General features: G+C 41.0%; 16 protein-coding genes. 7 read left to right on the forward strand and 9 right to left on the reverse strand.

Going from position 1 to position 23,374, the window contains the following annotated elements:
- The first annotated feature begins 437 nt into the window (after positions 1-437).
- Positions 438-3,353 (forward strand): plasmid replication protein, CyRepA1 family, encoded by a 2,916-nt coding sequence (locus myaer_RS02620; protein ID WP_046660843.1) that lies wholly within the window; start codon positions 438-440, stop codon positions 3,351-3,353.
- 321 nt (positions 3,354-3,674) lie between these two features.
- On the opposite strand, the gene myaer_RS02630 is transcribed toward myaer_RS02620, so the two are convergent.
- Both myaer_RS02630 and myaer_RS02635 read right to left on the reverse strand, forming a co-directional pair.
- Positions 3,675-5,684 carry a primary-amine oxidase gene (locus myaer_RS02630; RefSeq protein ID WP_046660844.1) on the reverse strand — a complete coding sequence of 670 codons (2,010 nt, stop codon included), beginning with the start codon at positions 5,682-5,684 and terminating at the stop codon, positions 3,675-3,677.
- 332 nt (positions 5,685-6,016) lie between these two features.
- On the reverse strand, positions 6,017-6,667 hold the full coding sequence (locus myaer_RS02635) for a nitroreductase family protein (protein WP_046660845.1): 651 nt from the start codon (positions 6,665-6,667) through the stop codon (positions 6,017-6,019).
- 206 nt (positions 6,668-6,873) lie between these two features.
- Here myaer_RS02635 and myaer_RS02640 point away from each other — a divergent pair, with 206 nt between their 5' ends.
- Entirely contained in the window at positions 6,874-8,298 is a 1,425-nt protein-coding gene (locus myaer_RS02640; protein WP_046660846.1) for a PP2C family protein-serine/threonine phosphatase, read from the forward strand.
- 28 nt (positions 8,299-8,326) lie between these two features.
- Here the strand turns inward: myaer_RS02640 and myaer_RS02645 are convergent, their stop codons facing one another.
- Complete coding sequence (locus myaer_RS02645) at positions 8,327-9,568, reverse strand: AmpG family muropeptide MFS transporter (RefSeq protein ID WP_046663581.1); 1,242 nt, start codon at positions 9,566-9,568, stop codon at positions 8,327-8,329.
- 307 nt (positions 9,569-9,875) lie between these two features.
- Here myaer_RS02645 and myaer_RS02650 point away from each other — a divergent pair, with 307 nt between their 5' ends.
- The 3 genes from myaer_RS02650 to arsS all read left to right on the forward strand — a co-directional run bounded on the left by myaer_RS02650 (position 9,876) and on the right by arsS (position 13,303).
- Positions 9,876-10,496 carry a GNAT family N-acetyltransferase gene (locus myaer_RS02650; protein ID WP_046660847.1) on the forward strand — a complete coding sequence of 207 codons (621 nt, stop codon included), beginning with the start codon at positions 9,876-9,878 and terminating at the stop codon, positions 10,494-10,496.
- Between the two features lie 308 nt (positions 10,497-10,804).
- Positions 10,805-12,217 (forward strand): LCP family protein, encoded by a 1,413-nt coding sequence (locus myaer_RS02655; protein WP_046660848.1) that lies wholly within the window; start codon positions 10,805-10,807, stop codon positions 12,215-12,217.
- Between the two features lie 108 nt (positions 12,218-12,325).
- Positions 12,326-13,303 carry an arsenosugar biosynthesis radical SAM (seleno)protein ArsS gene (gene arsS / locus myaer_RS02660; protein WP_046660849.1) on the forward strand — a complete coding sequence of 326 codons (978 nt, stop codon included), beginning with the start codon at positions 12,326-12,328 and terminating at the stop codon, positions 13,301-13,303.
- A 127-nt stretch (positions 13,304-13,430) separates the two neighbouring features.
- On the opposite strand, the gene myaer_RS02665 is transcribed toward arsS, so the two are convergent.
- Together myaer_RS02665 and myaer_RS02670 are read right to left on the reverse strand one after the other, a co-directional pair.
- The gene (locus myaer_RS02665; RefSeq protein ID WP_046660850.1) at positions 13,431-13,703 is read right to left on the reverse strand and encodes a DUF3143 domain-containing protein; all 273 of its coding nucleotides are present in this window, start codon (positions 13,701-13,703) and stop codon (positions 13,431-13,433) included.
- A gap of 5 nt (positions 13,704-13,708) precedes the next feature.
- Positions 13,709-14,203 (reverse strand): J domain-containing protein, encoded by a 495-nt coding sequence (locus myaer_RS02670; protein WP_002779886.1) that lies wholly within the window; start codon positions 14,201-14,203, stop codon positions 13,709-13,711.
- A 471-nt stretch (positions 14,204-14,674) separates the two neighbouring features.
- Between myaer_RS02670 and myaer_RS02675 the strand changes: the two genes are divergently transcribed.
- Positions 14,675-15,238: a thylakoid membrane photosystem I accumulation factor gene (locus myaer_RS02675; protein WP_046663582.1), complete on the forward strand. Its 564-nt coding sequence runs from the start codon at positions 14,675-14,677 to the stop codon at positions 15,236-15,238.
- Between the two features lie 270 nt (positions 15,239-15,508).
- The gene (locus myaer_RS02680; protein WP_046660851.1) at positions 15,509-17,071 is read left to right on the forward strand and encodes an iron uptake porin; all 1,563 of its coding nucleotides are present in this window, start codon (positions 15,509-15,511) and stop codon (positions 17,069-17,071) included.
- A 236-nt stretch (positions 17,072-17,307) separates the two neighbouring features.
- On the opposite strand, the gene myaer_RS02690 is transcribed toward myaer_RS02680, so the two are convergent.
- From myaer_RS02690 to myaer_RS02710, 4 genes are all read right to left on the reverse strand, one after another.
- Positions 17,308-17,661, reverse strand: coding sequence for a hypothetical protein (locus myaer_RS02690; protein ID WP_046660852.1), 354 nt, complete (start codon positions 17,659-17,661; stop codon positions 17,308-17,310).
- A gap of 515 nt (positions 17,662-18,176) precedes the next feature.
- Positions 18,177-21,812, reverse strand: coding sequence for a DUF7149 domain-containing protein (locus myaer_RS02700; protein WP_046660853.1), 3,636 nt, complete (start codon positions 21,810-21,812; stop codon positions 18,177-18,179).
- A gap of 168 nt (positions 21,813-21,980) precedes the next feature.
- Positions 21,981-22,724, reverse strand: a complete 744-nt coding sequence (locus myaer_RS02705; protein WP_046660854.1) for a DUF1995 family protein — start codon at positions 22,722-22,724, stop codon at positions 21,981-21,983.
- A 374-nt stretch (positions 22,725-23,098) separates the two neighbouring features.
- Positions 23,099-23,371, reverse strand: a complete 273-nt coding sequence (locus tag myaer_RS02710) for a hypothetical protein (RefSeq protein ID WP_046660855.1) — start codon at positions 23,369-23,371, stop codon at positions 23,099-23,101.
- Between the last annotated feature and the right edge of the window lie 3 nt (positions 23,372-23,374).

Here is a 23,374-nt window from a genome sequence, read left to right on the forward strand (position 1 = left end):
AGAGTATTCTATCAGATTTTCTAGGAAAACACAACATCTAGCGTGTTAAATAATTTTATAACTCTATATGTAGTAGAGCGAGGATTGTTTTGTTCCCCAAAACAGTGTTTTGGATGACATTTTCCGCAAAAAATTCTCGATTTTCCTGGGAAGAAAGATAGTTCCTTTGTATGCTTGACAAAAAGCTTGTTTTTTGATAACAAAAACAGATTGACAAAATATTTCCGATCCCATTGTGCTTGACTACTGAGGAGGTTGTGGTGAGACTTTATTTGTTCTTAACTTTTCGATAATTTAAGACAAGAGTGGATTAAAAGTCAAATTTCCTCTGAGAACCTCTGAGAGAGTAAATTTTCTCTTTTCGCTATTTAGTGTCTTACCGCTAGAATAATAGGACAAAAACGCTATATATAGCGTCTAGCCAGTAGAGGACAAGGATGAAATATTTAGAAGAATGGCGTGGTAGCGGGGTGGACGCGGAGTTAATTGATCTCAATGTCACTGGTTTAGCGGGGTTATCTCCCAGTGAATACCTACTCTACTCCCAAGAATTACCGCGACGCAATGATGGCAGGGTTAGGGATAGTATTCTCAAGCGTTATGAACATACCAGTCAAGGCGGTTGGTGGTGTTCAGGAATTGACTTATTAACGGGTAATTATGACACTTGGGGCTGTTTTAAGCCCGATTTTCCCCGTTTAAGCTTCGATAAGGCTAAACCGATTAAGTACGAACATCCTCCCCAAACCCCTACGGGAGTCTTTGCTTTGCGGGTTCCCCTGAAAATTTGGCAAAGGATAGCCCAGTCTATCAATGTTAATATTTTACCTGAAGAAGTGGATAATAAGCAAGAGGATCTCGGTTTTTGGTCGTGGGTAATTAAACATCCAGAGATACCTATTTGTCTTACGGAAGGGGCAAAAAAAGCGGGGGCTTTACTAACAGCAGGTTATGTAACAATTGCCTTACCCGGGATTCACAATGGTTATCGTACTCCCAAGGACGAATTAGGTAGGAGAATCGGCAAATCTCATTTAATTCCGCAGCTAGAAAAATTAGCTAACTCTGGACGAAAGATTTATCTAGTTTTTGATCAAGAAACTAAACCGAAAACCCAACAAGCGGTTAATTTAGCTTTACGGAGAATGGGTTATCTATTCAGTCAGGCTAACTGTGAGGTAAAGGTAGTTGCTTGGGATGCTGCTGACGGTAAAGGGGTGGATGATTTACTAATCAATCGAGGAGAAGATTACTTTCAACAAGTCTATCAAAAAGCTACTTCTTGGGAGATTTGGAAAGCAACGAATTTAAATAGTTTAACTCTCCCACCTCATCTAGAGTTAAATAGCCGTTACTTGCCAGATATTTCTATCCCTACATCAGCGCAGTTAGTGGCGATTCAATCGGCTAAAGGTACGGGTAAAACTGAGTTTTTAGCCAAGATAGTTAAACAAGCTATTGCCAATCAACAAAAAGTTTTAGTTATCGGTCATCGGGTTAAACTGGTAGAGGAGTTATGTCAACGCTTTGGTTTAAACTATATCAGCAAAATTAGGGATAATCCTGCGGCACAAATTTACGGTTATGGTTTATGTATTGACTCTCTCCATCCCCAATCACAAGCTAAATTTCAAGCGGAAGATTGGCAAGGCTCTATTATTATTATCGATGAGATCGAACAAGTTCTATGGCATGGTTTAAATGGGGATACTTGTAAAACTAATCGTGTAGCAATTTTAAAGTCTTTAAAGTCTCTGCTGCAAACTGTGGTCAGCAGTGGGGGAAAAGTCCTAGTTGCCGATGCTGATTTAAGTGATATTTCCCTAGATTATTTAACTTCTTTAGCTGCAATTAAATTAGAAACTTTCTTGATTAGTAACGAGTGGAAACCTAGTTATCAGGAAGCTTGGCGAGTTTATAACTACTCTGATAATACTCCTCACCAGCTAATTAAGCATCTAGTAAAACATATTAAAGAGGGAGGAAAACCTTTTGTTTGTCTATCAGCACAAAAGTTAACCAGTAAATGGGGTACAATTACCCTAGAATCCTATCTCAAAAAACAATTTCCCCACAAGAAAGTTCTGCGAATAGATTCAGAGTCATTGCAAGATTCTAGTCACGCTGCCTATCAAGCGATTGGCAATTTAAATCAGTTGTTACTTAACTATGATATAGTTCTAGCTAGTCCCGCGATCGAAACGGGAATTAGTATTGATATTCAGCAGCACTTTTCCTCGGTTTGGTGTATAGCACAGGGAATTCAAACTCCCACTTCTATCGCTCAATTTTTAGGGAGAATTAGAGAGAATATTCCTCGTTATATTTGGTCAGCAGTGTACGGATTTAATCAGGTGGGTAATGGTTCCACTTCTATCCCCAAACTTCTCACCTCTGGACACCGATTAACCGAGGTTAATATTCGCTTACTACACCAATCAGATTTAGAATCTCTAGAGGATTTAGATACAAGTTTTCAAGCGGAATCTCTCCTCTGCTGGGCTAAAATGGCCGTGCGAGTCAATGCTTATATGCTTAATTATCGTCAGTCAATTCTAGGGATTTTACAAGCAGAAGGTCATAGAATTAAAGAACGAAATCAGGAAGAAGAACTAGACATAACTAATCAGTTAACGGCAGCAATTGAGGAGATTATGGAACATAATTATCGTTCTGAATGCGATGCGATTGCCAACGCAGCTGAGATAACGGAATCAGAGTGTCGTCTGCTAAAAAAACAGTTAGTTAAGTCAGTAAAAGAAAGGAGAATTATTAGAAAATATGACCTATATAAACGCTATGGAATCCCCGTCACACCGCAATTAGTGATTAAAGATGACCAAGGATGGTATCAAGAACTACGTCTACATTACTTTTTGACAATCGGGCGACAATTTTTGTGTGATCGAGATGCTTTAATTGCGCGTAAACTGATAGAATCAGGTCACGGAAGTTTATTTATTCCCGATTTTAATAGCAGTCAATTAGGAGTGATTATCGGGACGTTAGAATTGTTGGGAATTCCCGTATTATTAGCTAACCCTGAGAGAGAATTAAATAATCATGATGCCGATTTACAAAAAATGGCGGAAATCGCCATTAAAAACCGTAACGAGATTAAAACTATCACCAAGATTAACCTCTCTAATACTTCCCGTCCTCTGACGATTATTCGTAATTTTTTAAACTTGTTAGGTTATCAATTAACCAGCAAGGGCAGCCAGAGAATTGCTAAAAAATACCTAAAAGTTTATCAGATTGTTGCACCTTATGATGGGAGAGAACAAGTGTTTCAACAATGGTTATTTAGAGACGAAAAATGTGCGGGAAGTTCTGAGATTTGGTATGAATAAGGTTCTTAAGTACCTAAGCAAAATTAATTACACATATCTAACCACCTCTTGCCTCTTGCCTCTTGCCTATCTTCACTAGGAAATTAATTTTGCACGACTACTTAGGGACTTCTTATACAAATAATTAGGGTTTCCTGAATAAATCTAAAAACCTTGTTGGATAAGGTTTTTAGACTTTTTTCCCCCCAAAAAGTGCCGACCATTGGAGTGATCGGGGAAAAATTCAGTTACTTTTTCTCTGAAAATTAGGTAGTTGACCACCTGAAAATGGGTAAAACCCCACACCCTACCCCCACGAAAAACTTTTTCAGCAGACCCTAATTAATTAGAAGAAGTCTCTAGGTTATTTTTCGGGACATTCAAAACAGGATTTTGGTCAAAGAAACCCCAAGACATAATCTTAAAACCAGCCGGATGTACGGTCATAATTGGCCATTCTTCGGGACGAGGAATATGGGTAACACCGTAGGTGTACCAGATAACTAAATCCTCATTGTCGAGAGATTCATTATCAGCAGTATATTGCGGTAAACCTCGGCCTTTTTTGCCTTGATTGGGATAATCTCCCGCTGCATAAAGCTCGTTCGCTTTGTAACGAGTTGCCCAAAAATGATGGGTAGCAAATTCACCCCGTTGATGAGAATCTGCTTGGAAATTGGGATAATAAATTGAATTTGTCGATGGCATTAACATATAACTTGTCGGCATTCCTAGGGAGTTTTTCTGATTCTTATTCATTACCATCCAAGCGCGACTTTCAGCTAAATTCACATCACGAATTGCCTCGGATTCTTGCTGAAGATTTCTTTCTGACATAGTGAAGGCATTACCAAAGGGATTCTTTTCTGGTGATCGGGTAGAAACCTTCATTTCAGTAACAGAATTTTTAACCCCATCCACATCAAAATCGAGACGAAAATTTAAGAAATGCTGATGATTAATTGCTTCCACATTTGCCGCTACTAATGTCCCAAATTTATCGCCATGCTCATGAGAATTAGTGAGATTAGGAGTCGCTTTAGCTAACATAATTCCCGTTAAATCGCTGCGCTGTTCTAAAGTACCATCTTCATGAAAAATCCAGTTAATTCCATAGTCATAATTACCAATAGCAGCCACGGTACTAACTACTAATTGACGGGCGCGGCGACCTTCAAAAGTTTCCGTGTTAAAATCATAATGTCGCCAGAGAATTCCCGCATCCTTTTCGTAAATACCGATAAGATTTTTCCCGATATAAGGTTCCCCATTATCATCAGCAAACAAGGCATTTAACAAGACAGTATTTTCGGGAACATCATTACCTTTATCCAAGGGAGTAGATAGCCAACCAAAACGATATTCTCCCACATCAAAAGCACTACGAACCGCCCATTCTCGCGAGGTATTGGAGTAGGGAACTAGCATTTCTGACAGTCCTGCACGATATAAAATCATTCTATCTTTACCGTTATCATTGTAGGTAACTAGATAAAGAACTAACCCCTCTCTTGGGTGCATGAGATAACGAAATTTCCAATTTTGCCAGCTAACTTCGTTACCCTTAATCTGAAAAGTTGTCCCTTGCGGTTGTCGAATTCTTAAAGGTTTTAGGGCTTTTTGAAGGGGTGAAAGGGTTTTTTCATCGTAATCAAAATTGGCTTTTGAGAAAGGTATAATACCAGTATCTTGCACTTCAAATACTTGGCGATTATTTAAATCTACCGTCACCGATAAACCTTCGATCGGTGCGCCATAATAATTACTGCGATCCTTGCCTTTATAGTAAGTAATCCCGCGAATTAAGCGCTTTCCCGATGCTTGTTCTTTCTCGCTCATCATCCCAGGGGCCCAACCATCAATGATGACGTTTTCAAAGTCAGCAATCCCGCGTTTTTTCATAGCTTCTTGCCAACGAAGATCAGCTTTAGCTACTTGATCGAGAATTTCGTATTCTTCATCTAACAATGGTGGTTGTCCTGTCGATACTTCTTGCCATGAGATAATTTTACTCGCTTTGGTATCGACAATAGCCTCATAGGTTTTATTCAGTCTGGGTTCCAGAATTACTAAAAAAGCCTGACGAGCAATAGCATCTCCTTTTTTAAAGTTTAAAACAGTTTGCTTATCGGGTTCTTGTAAAGAAATATTAGGAAATCTGGCGAACTCCGTCAGGGATTTGTCTTTTTTCACCACAGTTACCGCCATTTTAATCTCATTTTCTGTGAGGGGGTCGAGAGGATGGCTAATCCCTGGGGATTGGGCGAAAGTTTTCCCAAAAATTAAGATCACTCCGCAGCTGATTACAAATAAAATCGTCAGTGGCCGCCACCATGAGTATTTTTTCAGCATAGAAATCCCTCGATAAGGCTAAAAGATGGTCAATCCTAGACATGATAATCTGGGATGTCATAATTAACCTTATATCTTGTGAAAAAATTAAGATCGATGTCGGCTGTATTAGCGCAGCTTGATGCAGATTAAATTGTTAATTTTGACACAATACAAGGCGTTGCTCAATCAAGCTATGAATACCAACTGTGCATCCTATCTAAAAGTTAGTTTGCCAGAAGCTTCCTATCTCAAATCAGCAACGCCAACCCCTGCCAACCGAAACCGATAGCAACTCCTCAACCAGCGGCCAAAACAGCGATCAAAACCAGATTAAATCCAGTTAATCGAGTTTAGACTTGATAGGGATTACCCAAGCGATCCACAAAAACATTGTAATTTAAGGGTAAACGCCCTGGATTAAGCCGCGGTTCCGCCGCGTAACCGATGGGAACGACAACAGCGATCGCCAGATCGGGATGATCGGCAGCACCGATCACAGCTTTTACCTTATCCTCGATCCAACCGTTGAGAAAACAACTAGATAAACCGAGACTTTCAGCAGCTAAAACCAGATGAGTAGCGGCAATCATCGCATCTTTAATCGCATATTCCCGGGTTTTTTCGCCCAAATCCTTTTGAAATCCCGGGATTGCCTGTTTAAAATATTTTACCGTGCCTTCGCTCCAGGCACCTGTACTGAGAGCCTGTTCATAGATAGGAGTTAGATCTCCTCCTCCTGCGGCAGCATCGGCAGCGAAAACAAAAGTAACCGGCGCTTGGATAATTTGCTTTTGTCCCCAAGCGGCCTCGGCTAAAGCGGCCTTTTGTGCCTCATCTTGTACTAAAATAATTCGCCAATCTTGGATGTTGAAACTACTAGGTGCAGCAACGGTTAATTCTACCAGGGTTTTCAGCAGTTCTGGGGCGATCGGATCGGTGGTAAAATTTTTAATAGAACGACGTTGATTAATCGCCGTGGGAACATCGAGAGGCAAGGTCATAAAGTCAATGGATCAAGTTAAATACTTCTAATTATTATAAGGTCAAGCTATCAGCCTCAGTCTTAGGTGTGAAAAAACAGAAATAGTAAAACATCAGGGTTAAATTGTGGCAGTCAGGAAAAGATCGACTATACTGTTAAACTTAAACAGGTCATAACCCAATGACCATCTAGCTATAATCATGTCACCGCCACAAAAATCATTTTATGCTTTCTGAGCCGGAACCGAGGGACACTCTCACCACTGCCACCGTCAATATGGGCGATCAAAGTGCCGATATTAAGCCAATTTTAGCCTTAAAAGAGTTGGTCGCCAGTTTATATCGTGAACAAAACAAAGTTCAAAATCTCTTAAGTTCCCTCGGTTTTGCCCTGCGGAGTTTCAATAATTTAAACCAATTCCTCGATCTTACCCCCTTGATGGCCGCACGAGTGGCAGACGCGGAGGGAGGGGCGTTGATTTTGAGCAAAAATAACGGTCAAGTGGCGCTTGATCAACTGCATTGCCAAGATAATCAAATTAATGGGGAACTCCGCCGACAATTAGAGGCAATTATCCGACAATTAAACCAAGAAGCGACACTTGAGAACAAAAACAATCGATCGCTTCTCGATAGTCTCGACCATAAAATCCGGCAAACTCTCGGACAGGGTACGCAGGTTTATAGTACACCTGTTTTGGTAAAAAATAGTGAGCGGGGACGTTTATACGTTTTCAGTCGCGATCCCGATTATGGTTGGACACCCACCCGTCGTAAACTGCTGCAGCTAGTGGCCGATCAAACGGCGGTGGCTATAGCTAATAATGAATTAACGATCGAATTACGGGCCAAGGAACGTCAGGATCGAGAGTTAGAAATCGCTTCCGAAATCCAAAATCGTCTTTTACCCCGGCAATGTCCGAAAATTCAGGGGGTAGAATTGGCAGCCCACTGCAAAACTGCTAATCGCGTTGGTGGCGATTATTATGATTTTATCCCCTGCAACTACGATCAATTTAAACCGGCAACGGAGGCGGAAATGGAAGCCAGTACCGCCCCTTGGAGTATAGTCATCGGTGATGTTATGGGTAAAGGTGTCCCGGCAGGATTATTGATGACCATGACCCGGGGAATGTTGCGAGCGGAAGTGTTAAATCGTCACTCCCCGGCCCAGATTTTGCGTCATCTCAATCGGGTTATGTATGCCGATCTCGATAATTCTCATCGTTTCGTGACATTATTTTATTCCGAGTATGATCCCCTGACGCAGCGTCTTGGCTACAGTAATGCTGCCCATTATCCCACCCTCTGGTGGCGAGCTAAACGGGGAGAGTTAGAGTCTCTCGACACGGAAGGAACATTAGTTGGTTTAGAGGCCGATTCTATCTATGATGATGCCCAAGTGCAATTAGAAGCGGGAGATACGCTGATTTATTATACCGATGGCTTTACCGATGCAGTCAACTCGAAAGGGGAAAGATTTGATCAGAAAAATTGGCTATCGGCAGTTAAAGAAGCCTGTCAACAGTACACCGATCCCGAACAAATTCTCGAATATTTATTTGGGACAGTTGCCGCTTTTACTGGGTTGGAAAGTGACGGTAGCGACGATATGACTTTAGTAGTTATGCGAGTGAAATCGGAGGAGTAAATCATCGGTTTCTAGGTCATAAATTAGCTTAATTCTGCTCTTGCCAAGGGGCAAATAAAGGCAATAAAGCTAACCCAGGTAAAGCGGCAATTACCGTGATTAAAAAGAACCACTGCCAACCGATCACCTCGGCTACAACTCCGGCGGGAGCCACCAAAATATCGCGACTAAAGGCCATTAAACTTGATAAAAGGGCGTACTGAGTAGCGGTAAAACGAGCATTACAAAGACTCATTAAAAAAGCCACAAAAGCGGCAGTTCCTAAGCCACCGCAGAAGTTTTCAATATTAATAGCTAAGACCATAAAAGGATAATTTTGCCCTAAATTTGCTAAAATAAAATAGGCTAAATTACTAAGAGCTTGCAAGACCCCAAAAATCCAGAGCGATCGATTAATTCCCCAACGACTTAACAGGGAACCACCTAATAAAACTCCCACCATAGTTGCTATCATGCCCATGCCGCCTTGGATCGCTCCGATATCGGTTTGACTGAAACCAGTTTTTAAGAGAAAAGGAGTCACCATATTATTAACTAAAGCATCCCCTAAACGATAGAGAACAATAAAGGCGAGAATGCCGATTCCTTGACCTATTTGATAGCGTTGAAAAAACTCCCAGAAAGGCAACCAAACCGCCTCTAAAAGAGTTTGGGGATGATCATCTCTAGGGGTAGTAGCTGGGGCGAAAAAAGACCAAATAATCGTTAAAGCCATCAATCCAGCCAGGAAAAGATAGACTAGAGGCCAGGGAAAGTGATCGGCTAAAATTAAAGCGATCGAACCAGTTAAAATTAAAGCCAAACGATAACCTAAAACCCCGATCGCCACCCCAGCACCCATCTCCCATTTTTCTAAAATATCTGTGCGATAGGCATCGTAGGCAATATCTTGGCTGGCACTAAAAAAAGCGATCAGTAAAGCATTAATTGCCAATAATTCTAAAGATCGTTGCGGTTGTTGAAAAGCCATGCAACCAATCGCTAAAGTTAAACAAATTTGAGCGATGAAAATCCAACCGCGACGACGACCAAGCAGCGGGGGAAGATAGCGATCGAGTAAGGGAGACCAAAGAAATTTGAGAGAGTAGGGGAGGGTGACTAAACTAAATAAACCGATCGATTTCAGATCAACTCCTTCGGTGGTCATCCAAGCTTGCAGGGTGCGACTGGTGAGCAATAAGGGCAATCCGGAAGCGAAACCTAAGAATAACAAAGCCGCCATTTTTTGACTGCGGAACACTTGCAAATAAGCGGAAATTTCTTTGATCATAGAGGGGATAGGAGGATAGATTAGATTAAAGAATATAGTTAATTGACCCAAAAAGAAAGAGATTAGTTCTGACCGGCATCGCCCCATATTAGCCATTGCCTGGAGATCAAAAAAAATTCCCGAAAAAATTGCGGTCTTTCCCCCAGCGGGGGCTAGAGGCAGTAGAATAGATGAGATTTTGATTCAGTAGTCTTGAAAAATTGCGGTATTCTCCTTAAGATATATGCTTGATTCCCCCAACTAAATCCCACCCCTATTTACCTTTCCGGGATAAGGACTGCCATCCCCATCTTCCCTGCCGACTCCTGTGATTAAAGTGGACTCCTGTTTTATCTCATACCTATTGTCTCATCCCTCCGACTCGGAAGCGACCGGTGACAGTGCCGCCATTACCGTCGAGGTGCGTTTGGCCCAAAGCCAAGATATCAAAAGCTTGGCGGAGATTCTCACCGATAGTTTTTTTCCCACGGCCAATTATTGGTCTTTTCTGCGTTCTATCTTTAAATTAGGCATTTACGAGGACTTACGGGGACGATTGCGCGGTGATACCCCTTACTATCACTGTCTGGTAGTCAGTCAAACCAGTGTCACCGCCACGGGTTCTCAGGAAGTTATTGTCGCTACGGCGGAAATCAGCTTAAAATCCAGTTCTTTTTTAGCTGTTCCCATTCCTTATATTTCTAATTTAGCCGTTAGTCCCGATCGCCGGCGTGCCGGTCTGGCCCGGAGATTGCTGCTCAAGTGTGAACAGATCGCTAGAGAATGGGGTTTTGAGGAACTTTCCCTCCATGTTCTCGATAATAATCTAGCAGCCCGGTCACTGTACTTAAGTAGCGGTTATCGTCTCCAAAAAACCGACGGTTGGTTGGTCAATTGGTTATTTAATCGACCACAAAAGTTATTTCTGCACAAAAAAATCAGCCAATGAGGAGATAGGAGGCAGGTTTTAGGGGTTGGGGTGTTGGGGTTTTAGTTCAATTTCCCCACTCCGCCACTCCCCCGCTTCCCCGCTTCCCCACTTCCCCACTCCCCCACTTCCCCACCAGCAAAGCCTAGATATTTCTCCAAAATTGCGATGCAGAACGATTATAAGGAAAAATTCTGCTATATTATCTGCTAACTCTCTAAAAAACCCGATTAGTTTAATGATCTTTTCCGGTTATCTGGGAAAAAAAATAGTTCATCTCTTTAAAATATGGTTTTAGGGAGATACTTAGTGACTGTGTGAGGCAATTTGTGGTTAATAAGACAAAATCAAGGCTTAAAAGCGGAAAATCAAGCAAATTAGCGGCTAAACCAGTGAAAAAGCGGCGATTGTCGCGTAAATGGTTCCTGACAGTCCTAGGCTTAACCAGCTGCGCCCTAGTTTCCGCAACGGTGGGGGCTATGTTGGCCGTGTCTCTCTCCTCCACACCTTTGCGACAAGCGGCTCTTAGTCCCGAAGAAGCCGCCGCTTTTAACAATCAGCAGGCCATATCCTATGAAAATCTGCAACTTCCCGCCCTCAACCGTCCCGTTAATATTCTGGTAGTCGGCGCGAAAGTGTTGACATCCGATGTCAAGGAGGCACAAACCCCAGATCTGGGTTATCATGCCCCGGTTAATTCCTTGGAGGGTTTAACCGATACCATGCTGTTACTGCGTTTTGACCCCCAAAGACAGAAGTTAACCATGCTTTCCATCCCCCGGGATACCCGCACCGATATCGAGGGTTACGGGGAGAAAAAAATCAATGAAGCTAACGCTATCGGGGGACCTGCTTTAACGGCGGAAACGGTTAGTCATCTTTTAGACGGAGTCGCTATCGATCGCTATATTCGCATTAATGTGCAGGGTGTGGAAAAATTAATTGATGCTTTGGGGGGGGTGACGGTATATGTTCCCAAAGACATGAAGTACCAAGATTTTAGTCAACACCTCTACATTGACCTGAAAAAAGGGGAACAACACCTTAACGGCGAGAAATTCCTCCAGTTTGCCCGTTTTCGTTACGATGCTAACGGCGATATCGGTCGTATCCAACGACAACAGCAATTAATGCGGTCTTTAGTAGAACAAACCCTAAAACCAGCAACTTTACTGAAAATTCCCGATATTATCGAGGTTATCCGCACTCATATCGATACTAATCTCAGTTTAGAGGAGTTACTCGCCCTAGCCGGTTTTGCCTCTAAAACTCAGCGCACTGATGTGCAAATGCTACTGCTACCCGGAGACTTTAATGGTGATGGTCGGCAAGGGATCAGTTATTGGCTACCCAATCAAAGTAAAATTCAAGAGCTAGTGGCTCAACATTTTAACCACGGCTTTTTTATGGCTGACATCGAGGAAACCACGCAACCGACTCGCATAGCTGTGGAAGATAGCATCGATAATCCAGAAGCGGTGCAAACTCTAATTAGATATCTGCGCTCATTGGGTTATGAAAATGTTTTTGTCTCTAAGTCTTCATCGCCAATTCTAGAAACTACCAAAATTATTGCTCAAAAAGGGGATAATTCCCTCGCTGCTTCCCTGCATAATAGCCTTGGTGTCGGGGAAGTTTTGGTGGAAAGTACAGGGAATCTCGCTTCTGATGTGACGATTAAAATCGGTCAAGATTGGCAAGAAAAATCAGCTAATCTTTCTGAGCTATCCCCTGGCAACTAAGAGAAAAATCAAGTTTATCTGAGTTAGGAGTTACCCATTGACAAAAAACTCATCCATTATCAGTTATCATTGATTAGTGATTGGTCACTGTTTACTGTTTACTCTCCCATGACTCCTTTTGTCGAGAAACTAAAAACTCCTTTAACTAAGCACAAAATCTCGGTTCTGCAAATTAATTTGGGGAAAAAATGTAACCTTGCTTGTAGCCATTGTCATGTGGAAGCTAGTCCAGTTCGCTCCGAAGAAATGACTCCAGAAGTGTGCGAACAAATTATCGAACTGATCGCAAGATTCCCCCAAATTAAAACCGTCGATCTGACTGGCGGCGCCCCAGAAATGCTCTACGGTTTTAAGCCGATTGTGGAAATCTCTAGAAAAGCTGGGAAAGAGGTAATCGTGCGCTCGAATTTAACTATTTATTTCGAGAAAGGATTTACTGATATTCCTCAATATTGCGCTGGCCATCAGGTACGGGTGGTGGCTTCTTTACCCTGTTATCTTGCCGATAATGTGGATAAAATGCGCGGTCTGGGAGTCTATGATCGATCGATTGCTGCTTTACAATGGTTGAACCGTCTCGGCTACGCTCAAGAGCCGAATTTGATTGTAGATTTAGTCTATAATCCCCAGATTCCTAAGTCAGAGAATTTTTCTCTCACACCGGATCAGGTATCCCTAACACGGGATTACAAAAAGTTCTTGCAAGAACATTTTAATATTTCTTTTAACAATCTGTTGACTATCATTAACCTACCTATTGGAAGGACGCGCTTCCATCTGGAACACCGGCAACTCTATCAACCCTATCTTCAATTCCTCGAAGACCATTTTAATGGCGATACTGTCGAACATTTGATGTGTCGTAATCAGCTTTCCATTGATTATTTGGGTAATATCTATGACTGCGATTTTAATCAGATGGAAGATCTGGTCGCTTGCACTGGTCAAGACCAAAAATTAACCCTGTCGGATTTATTACAAGCGGATAGTTTAGATCTAATTGCAGAGGTACAAACCGCTTCCTATTGCTACGGTTGCACTGCCGGCAGCGGGTCCAGTTGTGGGGGAGCTTTGATTTCAGTCTGAACAAGTGTACTGGATTGACAGCGCATCTCGACAAATTTAGTACAAATGCTCGGACTAGCTTTCCCTGCTGCCAACTCCGGCGCTGTCTTAACGAGTAATCTTAGATAGTCAAAAGTTTGGCTAATAATTAGGGACCAGAAAAAACCGCCGATTCGATATCTTGGCGACTAAGGGAGTATTTAAAAGCGCGATTGATATCACTGCCGTCATTTGCTGCCCGAAAGTAACGAACGGTGATTTCTTCGATGTCGAGGCAGATTTCCGCTTTCCATGTCGGTTTTTCCACAGTCCAACAGTGGATATTCTCGCTATTTTTCCGACAACCTAATTTAACTAGCCATGCTTCGATCGCCGGTAAGGGATGATTATAGAGGGGAGTATCAGCAGTGGGAATCTTCATCGCATCTAAATCAAAAATAATTGGGCTACAGTGACGGCATTCTCTCCTCGAAGCATAGCAATAATCACCGCTAGTAACAAGCAGCCCAGCAGGGTGAGTGCCAAGATAAACAAAGCAAAAATTTCTCCCGAAGATAGGGGACGATCGGTAGGATCGAGATAGGCGCTACGATTAGCTATGGGTTGATCGCCATCGGGGATGGTTTGGATGACATTCCAGCGCGAGTAACCTATCTGTAAATCATACAGGGAACGGCGATCGGGATTACTCAGGGTGGCATAAGCTTCGTTAAGACGCTGGAATTTAACCGTTGCCACTTCGGGGCTGAGTTCGGTAGTATCGGGGTGGTATCGTTTGCTGAGTTCCCGATAGGCGCGTCGCACTTCGATCACCGAGGCACTCGGATGTAGTCCTAGAATGGCATAATAAGTATTGGCAAAGCGCGAGTTAGCGGCAATGACTCGCGAGGTAGTTTGGGAATTATCGCGCTCGAAGGTCACAAGATTTTTTACCGAAAAATTGGGTTTAAAGCCTCGCCCTTTTAGGGCGACTTTATCTGATGTATGATATTAAGAATAGCGGGCCGGGTAAGCAACCGCTTAAAAAACCCAGTCATCGCAGGATGAACGCACCGTTCGGCAAAAGCTCACGGCCGAAGCCTTGAAAACTAGAGTTATGGGGTTCTATGGGGGAATGCTCCTATAGGTAAAAGCTCTAAGCGTCAAGTACCAGAGAAACCAAGTATTTTAGAGGTTTTGAACTGTATCGTAGGGCATAGGAAAACAGGCTTCTGTAAGGGAGCGAAAGTCTGAGGAGAGAACCACCTCTGGGTGGGATTTCGCCAGGAATCTGGTTCAAGTGGACTCGTTGAGCCAGAAATTCTCAGCAGTGATGCTAGAAGAATCCACGTCCGTTTACGGCGTGGGGTATGTCAAACTAAAAATTGTTTTAATATTTTAACCCTGTTGATCATGAAATCTCGTTATCGGCTGCGTCTTCAGATCTGTCTTGTCTTTCTTATTGTTGCTCTGACGAGTTTGTCTCCTTGGCTAACCCCTAGTGCCTATGCGGGAATCGATGACGATCGCCTTGATGGTAATATTTTTGTGGTCTATGCGGGTAATGGTTCCCTCGTACCACCGCGTTTAAATTTAGCGGAAACTTTTCAACGGAAAATTCCAGCTATAATCGTCTATTATCTGGATGATAGTAGTGATTGTAAGCGATTTGCGGCGATTGTCTCCCGTTTTCAAGAGTTTTACGGTCGCGCCGCCAGTATTATCCCCGTTACTGTCGATTCTATCCCCTTAAAGTCTTCCTATCGTCCCGATGAACCGGGTTACTATTATCGCGGTGGGGTTCCCCAAACGGTGGTTTTAGACCAACAAGGTAAAGTGGTTTATGATGGTTTGGGCAATGTTAAATATGAAGATGTGGATGATGTCTTAAGAAAGGTTTTTGATCTTTTGCCTCGATCGGAATCGGTAGAGTTAAAAAGACGCTCTTTTAACGAGTTTAACGCTGAATTGCGCTAGTTACCCCTTTTTTATCCTCAATTGAACCAAAAATAATCATTTAGAGATGCTGTCAGCAGCGTCTCTATCTTGTTTTTAGGAACAATAAAATTATTTACTTATTGCTTTTATTATCATTTAAGATTTATTTGAACCGATAAATGCTAGGCAATTCAGATTTTATCTGGAGTAACACTTGAAAAATATTGGCAATAGTGCCAGACTGGAAAAAGTTTGCTAACCTAATTATACTGAGAATAATAATCATTCTTGTAGGTGTAGGAGACAGCAATGAAAATCAAGCAAAATTTCCTAACAGCAGCGATATTACTGGGTTTTTCTGGTCCGGTACTGGCTAATAGTCTCGAAAACCTCTCTAGTAACCCCATGGCACAGGTAACAAGTGTCAATCAATTGCGGGATGTTTCTCCCACCGCCTGGGCGTTTGAGGCCTTAAGAAGTCTCGTGGAGAGGTATGGTTGTATAGTAGGTTATCCTGACCGCACTTTTCGCGGTGAACGCGCTTTAACTCGTTGGGAATTTGCCGCCGGGTTGAATTCCTGCTTAAATACCCTGGAAAGATTGATTCAAGAAGGAGTAGCGGTATTAAAAGAAGATCTAGACAGAATCAAGCGATTAGTCAAGGAATTCGAGACAGAATTAGCGGCATTAGGGGCTAGAGTTGATAACTTAGAGAATCGAGTCGCTTTTCTGGAAAATAATCAATTTTCCACCACTACTAAATTAACCGGGGAAGTGGTGATGGCATTATATGGGGTAGCCACAGGAGAAAAAAACGGTGGTGAAGGAATTCCCCAAGTACCAGCTTTTGGTTATCGGGCCCGTTTAGAATTAAATACTAGCTTCACAGGCAAAGATTTACTCTATACCCGTCTAGCAACGGGAAATATTGCCGATTTAGCCGATACTACCGGAACTTTTGCCAGTACCTTAGCCTTTACCCAACCGGACGGCAACGATTTATTGGTAGAAGTTTTAAACTACAGTTTCCCCCTAACGGAAAATATCCAACTCTGGTTAGAAGCGACGGGAGGTGCTAAAGATGACTTTACCAATACCCTCAACTTTTTGGATGGAGATGGTGCTAGTGGGGCGCTTTCCGCTTTTGGTACTCGCAATCCCCTTTATTTTGCTCCCGGACAAACTGGACTCGGTTTACAGGGTAATTATGGGGCTTTCCAATTCAGCGCCGGTTATCTTGCCGGGGATGCTAACGATCCTAACCCGGGAGCGGGTTTATTTAACGGTTCCTATACTGCCCTAGGGCAGCTGGGTTATGTTCCAAACGATAATTTTGGCATTGCTTTATCCTACTTTCATGGTTATAACCAATTAGACACGGGGACGGGAAGTCAGCGCTCGAATTTCCGATTTTTCACCGAAGAACTATTCGGGGAGGCTGTCCCGACCATTAATAATAGCTTGGGTTTACAATTTACTTGGCGAATTGTCGATGGTTTTGTCCTCGGTGGTTGGGGTGGTTACACAAAAGCTATCACCCTTAGCACCTTAGATGGACAACTAGAACGCGGGGATTTAGATATCTGGAATTGGGCGGTAACTTTGGCTTTTCCTGATTTATTTAAGGAAGGAAATACGGCCGGTATTATTGTTGGTATGCAGCCTTGGGTATCTAGTTCTAGTATTAGATTAAATGATGGTAGTTCCACTAATGATCCCGATACGTCCTTTCATATCGAAGGATTTTATGAGTGGAAACTCACCGATAATATTGCCCTCACTCCGGGGGTAATCGTGATTACTTCTCCTAACTCAAATAACAACAATTCCACCTTAGTTATCGGTACTATCCGCACGACTTTTACTTTCTGATTTGTCTAGGCAGCCAGTCAGAAATAAAGATAAAGTATGACGGGATTTGACCTCATCTCTCGACGACTGGCTGCTGTTCCTGCGTTTCGCACTCTCAACTAACTAAATTAAGGGGGCATTTATGGTATTTTTAGAGGCAATTTAGCCGACTTTTGTGGTTTCTTTTTCAGTGGATTTAGAGGGTTTTAGTTTATGCTTGATGGTTGAAGCTGCGCTAGAGCCGAAGGTGACGATACTCAAACTGTTATTTTTTGTACTGTAGATTTTTTGGTTATTTCCTTAGGATGTCTGAACAATTGACCTTCATTTTGGTAGAAAACTTCATAATCTGGTGCCAGTTCAAGACATAACTGTTTCCATAAACTAATTCCTTCTTGTTTAAAATCCATTTCAGCTTGCTGATTAGGAAAATCTGATAAAGGTGGATAGTCTTGATTTAAAGTCTTATCGTAAGTATCCTGCCATGGGTTTAAACGCTGAATAGTTTCTTTACTTAATGGTAATTCTTCAGGAGTAATGTTATCAATTTCATCTACTCCCCAAAGTGGGTAACTTCCATAATCTGCCCAAAGTTTGATTCTGATTGCCATAACTATCATTCCTGAATCAGTTTATTAATTAATCGAGCCGTAGGTTGGGTTGAGCTATCATTATTGCTCAGGTATTACCCATCGGCTCAAAAGGCGAAACCCAACAAAAATTGTGAAAATATTCGAGGAAGTTGTTGGGTTTCCTTGCGTCAACCCAACCTACGTTCTAATGCTCCGAGTAACAATTCCATAACACCCGATATTACTATCGATAATGGATCAGAACCAGAAATAGTCTATTCTCTTGAAGGATTTTCCCATCAGGAAATGAAACTATTAACAGACCTATCACTCTCTAGCATTCGGAGTAAAGCCAGTCGAGGGAAGGTGATTACAGCCAAGGATGGTTTTACCTACCTTTATGACAAAAATCCTGAGATATTAAAGTGGCTCAGAACTTAACTTTAAATGACTCTAACAAAGGGGCGATCGCGCCTCTTTGAACTAAATTTGGTTTTTCTTGTGTTAAGTAGCTGGTTATAATTAGGGTTTGGTTAATTTTTTAGTATTTTTGCTTAGGGTAAGTCCAGATATTCTTGTTCTGTTAGGGCAAATTCTGGATCAATGATTTTTACTTCATTATAGGTGAGTTGATAGAGTTTGTAAACTAAGTGATCAATCTGCTTTTCTAATTCGCTTGTGTCAGCAGTAGGATCAGATTTTTTAGCGGCGAGAATTTTGTCAACTAAATTGATAAAAGCTGATTGGTTTTTAGTTTTCTTAATTGGTAAAGACGACAATTCATAAATTCTAATCTCAGGAAATGTTATATCTTGCCTGTTATATTTTTTCCTAAAATAGAATGCTATTAACTTTGAGTTAATAATTCCTAAAAGATATTTTGTAAGTGACTGATCATGTGGTTTTACTATTTGCAATAGCTGGCTAGTTACAAAATCACCATTAGTGTAACAAGCAATAAGCTTTTCTCCAACAATTCGCCTTACCAATATTCTTTCTCCTTCAAAGAGAGAAATATCTCTTGGAGCAGCAAGATTTGAGCCGTATTTGAGCCATCTATTTTTCCAAGAAATCAAATATGTGTTGATATCTTTTCCTTCTAAATATGGTCTATATGTGTTATCTACCTTAAAGTCAGCTTCAAATATTTTATTTTGGGCATCTTCTTTTTTCTGTTTTGGATTTCCCTTACCTGTCTCATAGATTTTTATACCAAATTTTACGATGGCAATCTCTGCTAATATTTGACTGTCACTTTCTATCTTATTTCTTAAAAGAATATCGTTTTTATTGGCATCAATATTAATAATTTTTAAATCATCTTGCGCCCAGTTATCCTGACTCATGATACACTTAGTAACAAGAGGATAATTGTCTTCTACACTGGGAACTAAAATTTCAGTTTGATTTGTAGTAGCCGTTTTTTTCTGAATTAATGTGATTACTGGTAAGACTGTAGCATCTTCAAAAACTTTGGTTTTAGAATAATCAACTATTTTTAATATTTTTAATTTGAGAAGTATTCCCCTAATTAATAAATTTTTCTGGTTGTTTAACCATGTATTTGGCGTGATATAGCCAATTAAGTCTTTACTTAATTTTGTAGCCAATTCCCAAAACAAGATATAAGCATCAAATTGATACTCTGCACCTTTATAGGTATTCAAATAATAGTTAAATTCAGATTTTCCTAATCCCCATTCTCTACCTCCTATATAAGGAGGATTCCCAATCACCACATCAAACCCGACAAAATCCCCGTCATCATTCAACACTTCAGGAAACTCAAACCGCCATTCTAAAGCATTATCATACAGCCTACCGCTTTCAATATCTGCAATTTCAGCAGTTAGCTTATCAATCTCATTATTTAACTTAGTTACTTTTTTCTCCCGCGCTTTTTGCTCCGTCTTAGTCTCCTCAAACAATAAACCCTGATTTTCCAGATTATAAAGTTCCCCTTGTAATTGACGTAACTTCACCTTCTTAGGATCACTAATTAATAAATTAGCACTAAAACCAGCCTTAATCTGAGCAATCAGCGTTTCCATCTCCCGCTTTTGTTCCTTATTTTCCGCATTGCGATAAGTCTGTACCGCATTGCGATATTCCTCAATACTAAACTTCTGCTTCTGTAAAACCTGTTTAACATCCACATCCAAAGCAAAGCGACTAATCAAAGAATTACCACACTTGATATTAATATCAATATTTGGCAAAGTTTCTAAATTGCCATCCTCTCGATAATAAGCATTCTTTAAAAGCTCAATCCATAACCGCAACTGACAAATCGTCACGGAATTAGGGTTAATATCCACCCCAAATAAACACCCTTCGATAATCGTCTGTTTCTCATGAAATAAGGCTTGCTGTACCCGTTGCTTTTCTTTATTATTCGGATGATAAGCAAATAAACTCCCCTCATCATCATAAACCAATAACTTATCGTTTCGCACCTCTACCCGATAATCTTTTAGCGACTTACCCGAACTATCTAATAAAACCCGTAACTCACTCTTAATCGCGATTATCTCATTCAAAGCTGAAACTAAAAAATGTCCTGAACCCACGGCCGGATCGCAAATCTTCAGGCTATTAATAATAGTATTCGCCTCTCTTTTGTCCTCAATTCGTTCATATAAATTATCCAAACTTTGACAATTCCAGCCTTTTACTTCATTAAACTTCTGCACGATCGCTCTTCGTATCGTTTCCCGACACATATACATGGTAATAAAACTCGGCGTATAAAAAGAACCGTCCTTATAACCATTAATCTTTTCAAAAATTAACCCCAACACCGAAGCATTAATTAACTTTTCGCTATCTTCTTGAGGATTTTCTAACTCATCTCGATCGAATTTATAAGCATCCAAAAACTCAAACAAATAAGCCAACGCATTTAACTCGCCTACTCGCTTATTACCCTGATTATCTTTTAGCACCGTACCTGCAAAAATGGGTAAAGTTCGCTCCCGCAAATTGCCAATAAAAATCGTTTGGTCTTCCGTCTCCGTTGGTAGAAATAGCGAACTATTTAAATAAGGTACATGAGCAAAAATCGTTTTAACCTTAGCCTCGCGCTTATTTTTCTCCTTGGCTAACACATCAAAAAACAAACTATCGAGATCACTATAACTGGGAACTTTCGCCAAATTGAGAAAAGCAAAATCTCGATCGCCTTGATGATATTTAATTAATTGCGCTTCCAATAGTTTGAGAAATAAAACCCGATTAATCCAATTAATTGATAACCGCAACGCCACATTAAAAAGCCGTTCTTCATCTGTAGTTCCAAACTCTTCAGTTAATTTTGAAGTCTTATCTAGACTATCCAACCGACTAATCGCATTTTCAATTAGGGAACCATCACAGCGATCGCCTTCTTTCATTCGTCCGATTAACTTCTTCCCTTTTTCCTTAATTTCCGTCAAACCAATAATATACAAAAGCTCATTATAAAAAGGCTTATTTAAAGTATTACTGTCATTAACAAAAGGTAACTTAAGTAAATGTTCTGGTGAAAGAATCTTGTAAATATCAAGCAAATCTAAATTTTCCAGATCTCGCAGATCAAAATGAGTAAACTTAATTTGCTCAATAACTTTAGTGATCGCTGGTTCGGCAATTTGTTGATAGAAAAAATCCGTTTTTGTACTACTCAGTCTCCCTGCTTCAAAATCGCAAAACTGGTTAACTAGAGCCTTATTAGCAAAAAACAACTCCTCAAAAATCTTCGCATCGAAAATAAACCACTCATAAATATTTGTCACGATCAAGTGTTTAATCTCAAGATTTTTATCCGTCACCCTTTCGCGGAGAAAATATAAAACTAACTGCTGAAAAGCCTTGGTATTGAGATTATCCAGTCTTGGCATTTCTGCATTTATTGTCCGAGTAGGCTTCTTAGTCTCAAAAATGACCCCCACTGGACTTTTAACATCCTGGTTATTATGAATCACCAGATCAATGCGCTCTTTTGTATTGATAAAATAGCGATCGGTATAATAGGTATTTTTTAAAAAATCTATCAGCAAATTTTTATTAAACTCTTCCGACTTTTTGCTGTCACATTGCTCCAACAAGCGCGCCAAATTAGCTTGAAAAACCTGAATTGTTTCAGCCTCAGGCTTGATTTTTAAGTACACCCGATTTAAGGCTTGCTTGAGTTCTCGCTTATTGACGATCATAAAAGTTTACCTCTAGGGAAACTACCGATTTTATTATAGCATTGCCAAATGATCGGTTAAAATAGAAGGATAAAAGTTGCAATCGAGGTAATCCGTCGAAGTAAGGAATTTCTAACAGCAATGGGGAAAAAATCCCCCGTCACAGCCTAGCTTGACGGGGGGAGTATGTCACTGTTGCAATGCTTTTAAGAAGCGTCCCATAGTGGCAAATAAACCCGACTTTTTGGCTTTATTAGCAGGATTAGAACTATCATTAGGATTATTACTAGAAGCTTTCAGAATCAGATTTTCTAAAGCTTCGCCCATGGGTTTAGTGGATTGTTCGGAAATTAACTCGTAACCGTCTTCTTTTTCTAGCCAAACTTGCCACATGGAAGGATAGGAACGATAAACGATCGCTGATTCCAAGGGACGAAAATAATAACAACTTTCTAGGGTACTTAAAAATCTTTCTCGCAATTGTCGGGCTGCGTAACCGATACCCACTACCGATACATCTTCCAATTGAGGAATTAGAAGAACTACGGGGCGATCTTCGGCAAGGTAACAGAGTTTTTCTACGGAATTAATCTCCACCGAGGAGGGACAAACAACTAAAAAAACTTCATCTTCGGGCTTAATTTTGTTTTCGACAGGAATAAAACGACTACCTAAATCTCCCAGTTGAAAAACTGTTTCTCCCCAATCCCGTCGAGCTAACATGGCGGCCCCGGTATCGGGAAAAATTACCCTTAAACCAGAACCATAACTGTCAAAAATAGAGGCAAAATCAAGGGCTAAAGCTTGCGCTTGTAGAGCAATTTCTGGGATAACTAATTCCACTTGTAGGCGTCTAGCTCCCGATTCTAGAGCCAGTTGGGTGGCGGCTTTCGCTTGCAGGATGGTTTCTTCTAGGGAATTGGGTAGGGTCATTTCAGTTATCAGTTATCAGTTATCAGTTATCAGTTATCAGTGACTACCTCTGGTCGTCGGTGACTTAAAATCAGAAAGATTTTAATTTTTATAAAAGGTAGGGTTGATTCATAGTAGGGTTGATTCATAGTAGGGTTGATTCATAGTAGGGTTGATTCATAGTAGGGTTGATTCATAGTAGGGTTGATTCATAGTAGGGTTGATTCATAGTAGGGTTGATTCATAGTAGGGTTGATTCATGAATCAACCCTACCCTTAATAGATGAAGTGTGACGGGATTTGGCATCATCCCCAGCATTAAGATAACTCCTATAAAATACCTTTAGTTTTTAACAGGAAAGTCGGTAATCGGGGAAAAGGTGAAGAGAGAAAGCTTAGGAAAGCTGATAGGGGCCGTGACGTTGGGCATAATAATCGAGAATTGCCGTGACCAGAGTGCGATCGCTTTCCTGAAAAGTCTCAGTATAGTTAATTTCGAGACTACCGATCTGACTTTGATGATAATCGAATTGTTGGAACTGCTGGGCAGTTAGATGGGTTTCCACACCCTGAACCTGTTGTAAATGGCTGGCCAACTCTCGATAGATAGCCAAGGGCATTTGCGGATAAATAATGGTTTGTTTTTGTTGAATAGCAATCGATCGCACGGG

Origin of the sequence: Microcystis aeruginosa NIES-2549 (assembly GCF_000981785.2) — a bacterium.
GTDB classification, from domain to species: Bacteria; Cyanobacteriota; Cyanobacteriia; order Cyanobacteriales; family Microcystaceae; genus Microcystis; species Microcystis aeruginosa_C.

Excerpts from the sequence above, each read along its gene's own strand:
- myaer_RS02620 (WP_046660843.1), top strand. The coding sequence starts at position 438 with ATGAAATATTTAGAAGAATGGCGTGGTAGCGGGGTGGACGCGGAGTTA.
- myaer_RS02630 (WP_046660844.1), bottom strand. The coding sequence starts at position 5,684 with ATGCTGAAAAAATACTCATGGTGGCGGCCACTGACGATTTTATTTGTA.
- myaer_RS02635 (WP_046660845.1), bottom strand. The coding sequence starts at position 6,667 with ATGACCTTGCCTCTCGATGTTCCCACGGCGATTAATCAACGTCGTTCT.
- myaer_RS02640 (WP_046660846.1), top strand. The coding sequence starts at position 6,874 with ATGCTTTCTGAGCCGGAACCGAGGGACACTCTCACCACTGCCACCGTC.
- myaer_RS02645 (WP_046663581.1), bottom strand. The coding sequence starts at position 9,568 with ATGATCAAAGAAATTTCCGCTTATTTGCAAGTGTTCCGCAGTCAAAAA.
- arsS (WP_046660849.1), top strand. The coding sequence starts at position 12,326 with ATGACTCCTTTTGTCGAGAAACTAAAAACTCCTTTAACTAAGCACAAA.
- myaer_RS02665 (WP_046660850.1), bottom strand. The coding sequence starts at position 13,703 with ATGAAGATTCCCACTGCTGATACTCCCCTCTATAATCATCCCTTACCG.
- myaer_RS02675 (WP_046663582.1), top strand. The coding sequence starts at position 14,675 with ATGAAATCTCGTTATCGGCTGCGTCTTCAGATCTGTCTTGTCTTTCTT.
- myaer_RS02680 (WP_046660851.1), top strand. The coding sequence starts at position 15,509 with ATGAAAATCAAGCAAAATTTCCTAACAGCAGCGATATTACTGGGTTTT.
- myaer_RS02690 (WP_046660852.1), bottom strand. The coding sequence starts at position 17,661 with ATGGCAATCAGAATCAAACTTTGGGCAGATTATGGAAGTTACCCACTT.
- myaer_RS02700 (WP_046660853.1), bottom strand. The coding sequence starts at position 21,812 with ATGATCGTCAATAAGCGAGAACTCAAGCAAGCCTTAAATCGGGTGTAC.
- myaer_RS02705 (WP_046660854.1), bottom strand. The coding sequence starts at position 22,724 with ATGACCCTACCCAATTCCCTAGAAGAAACCATCCTGCAAGCGAAAGCC.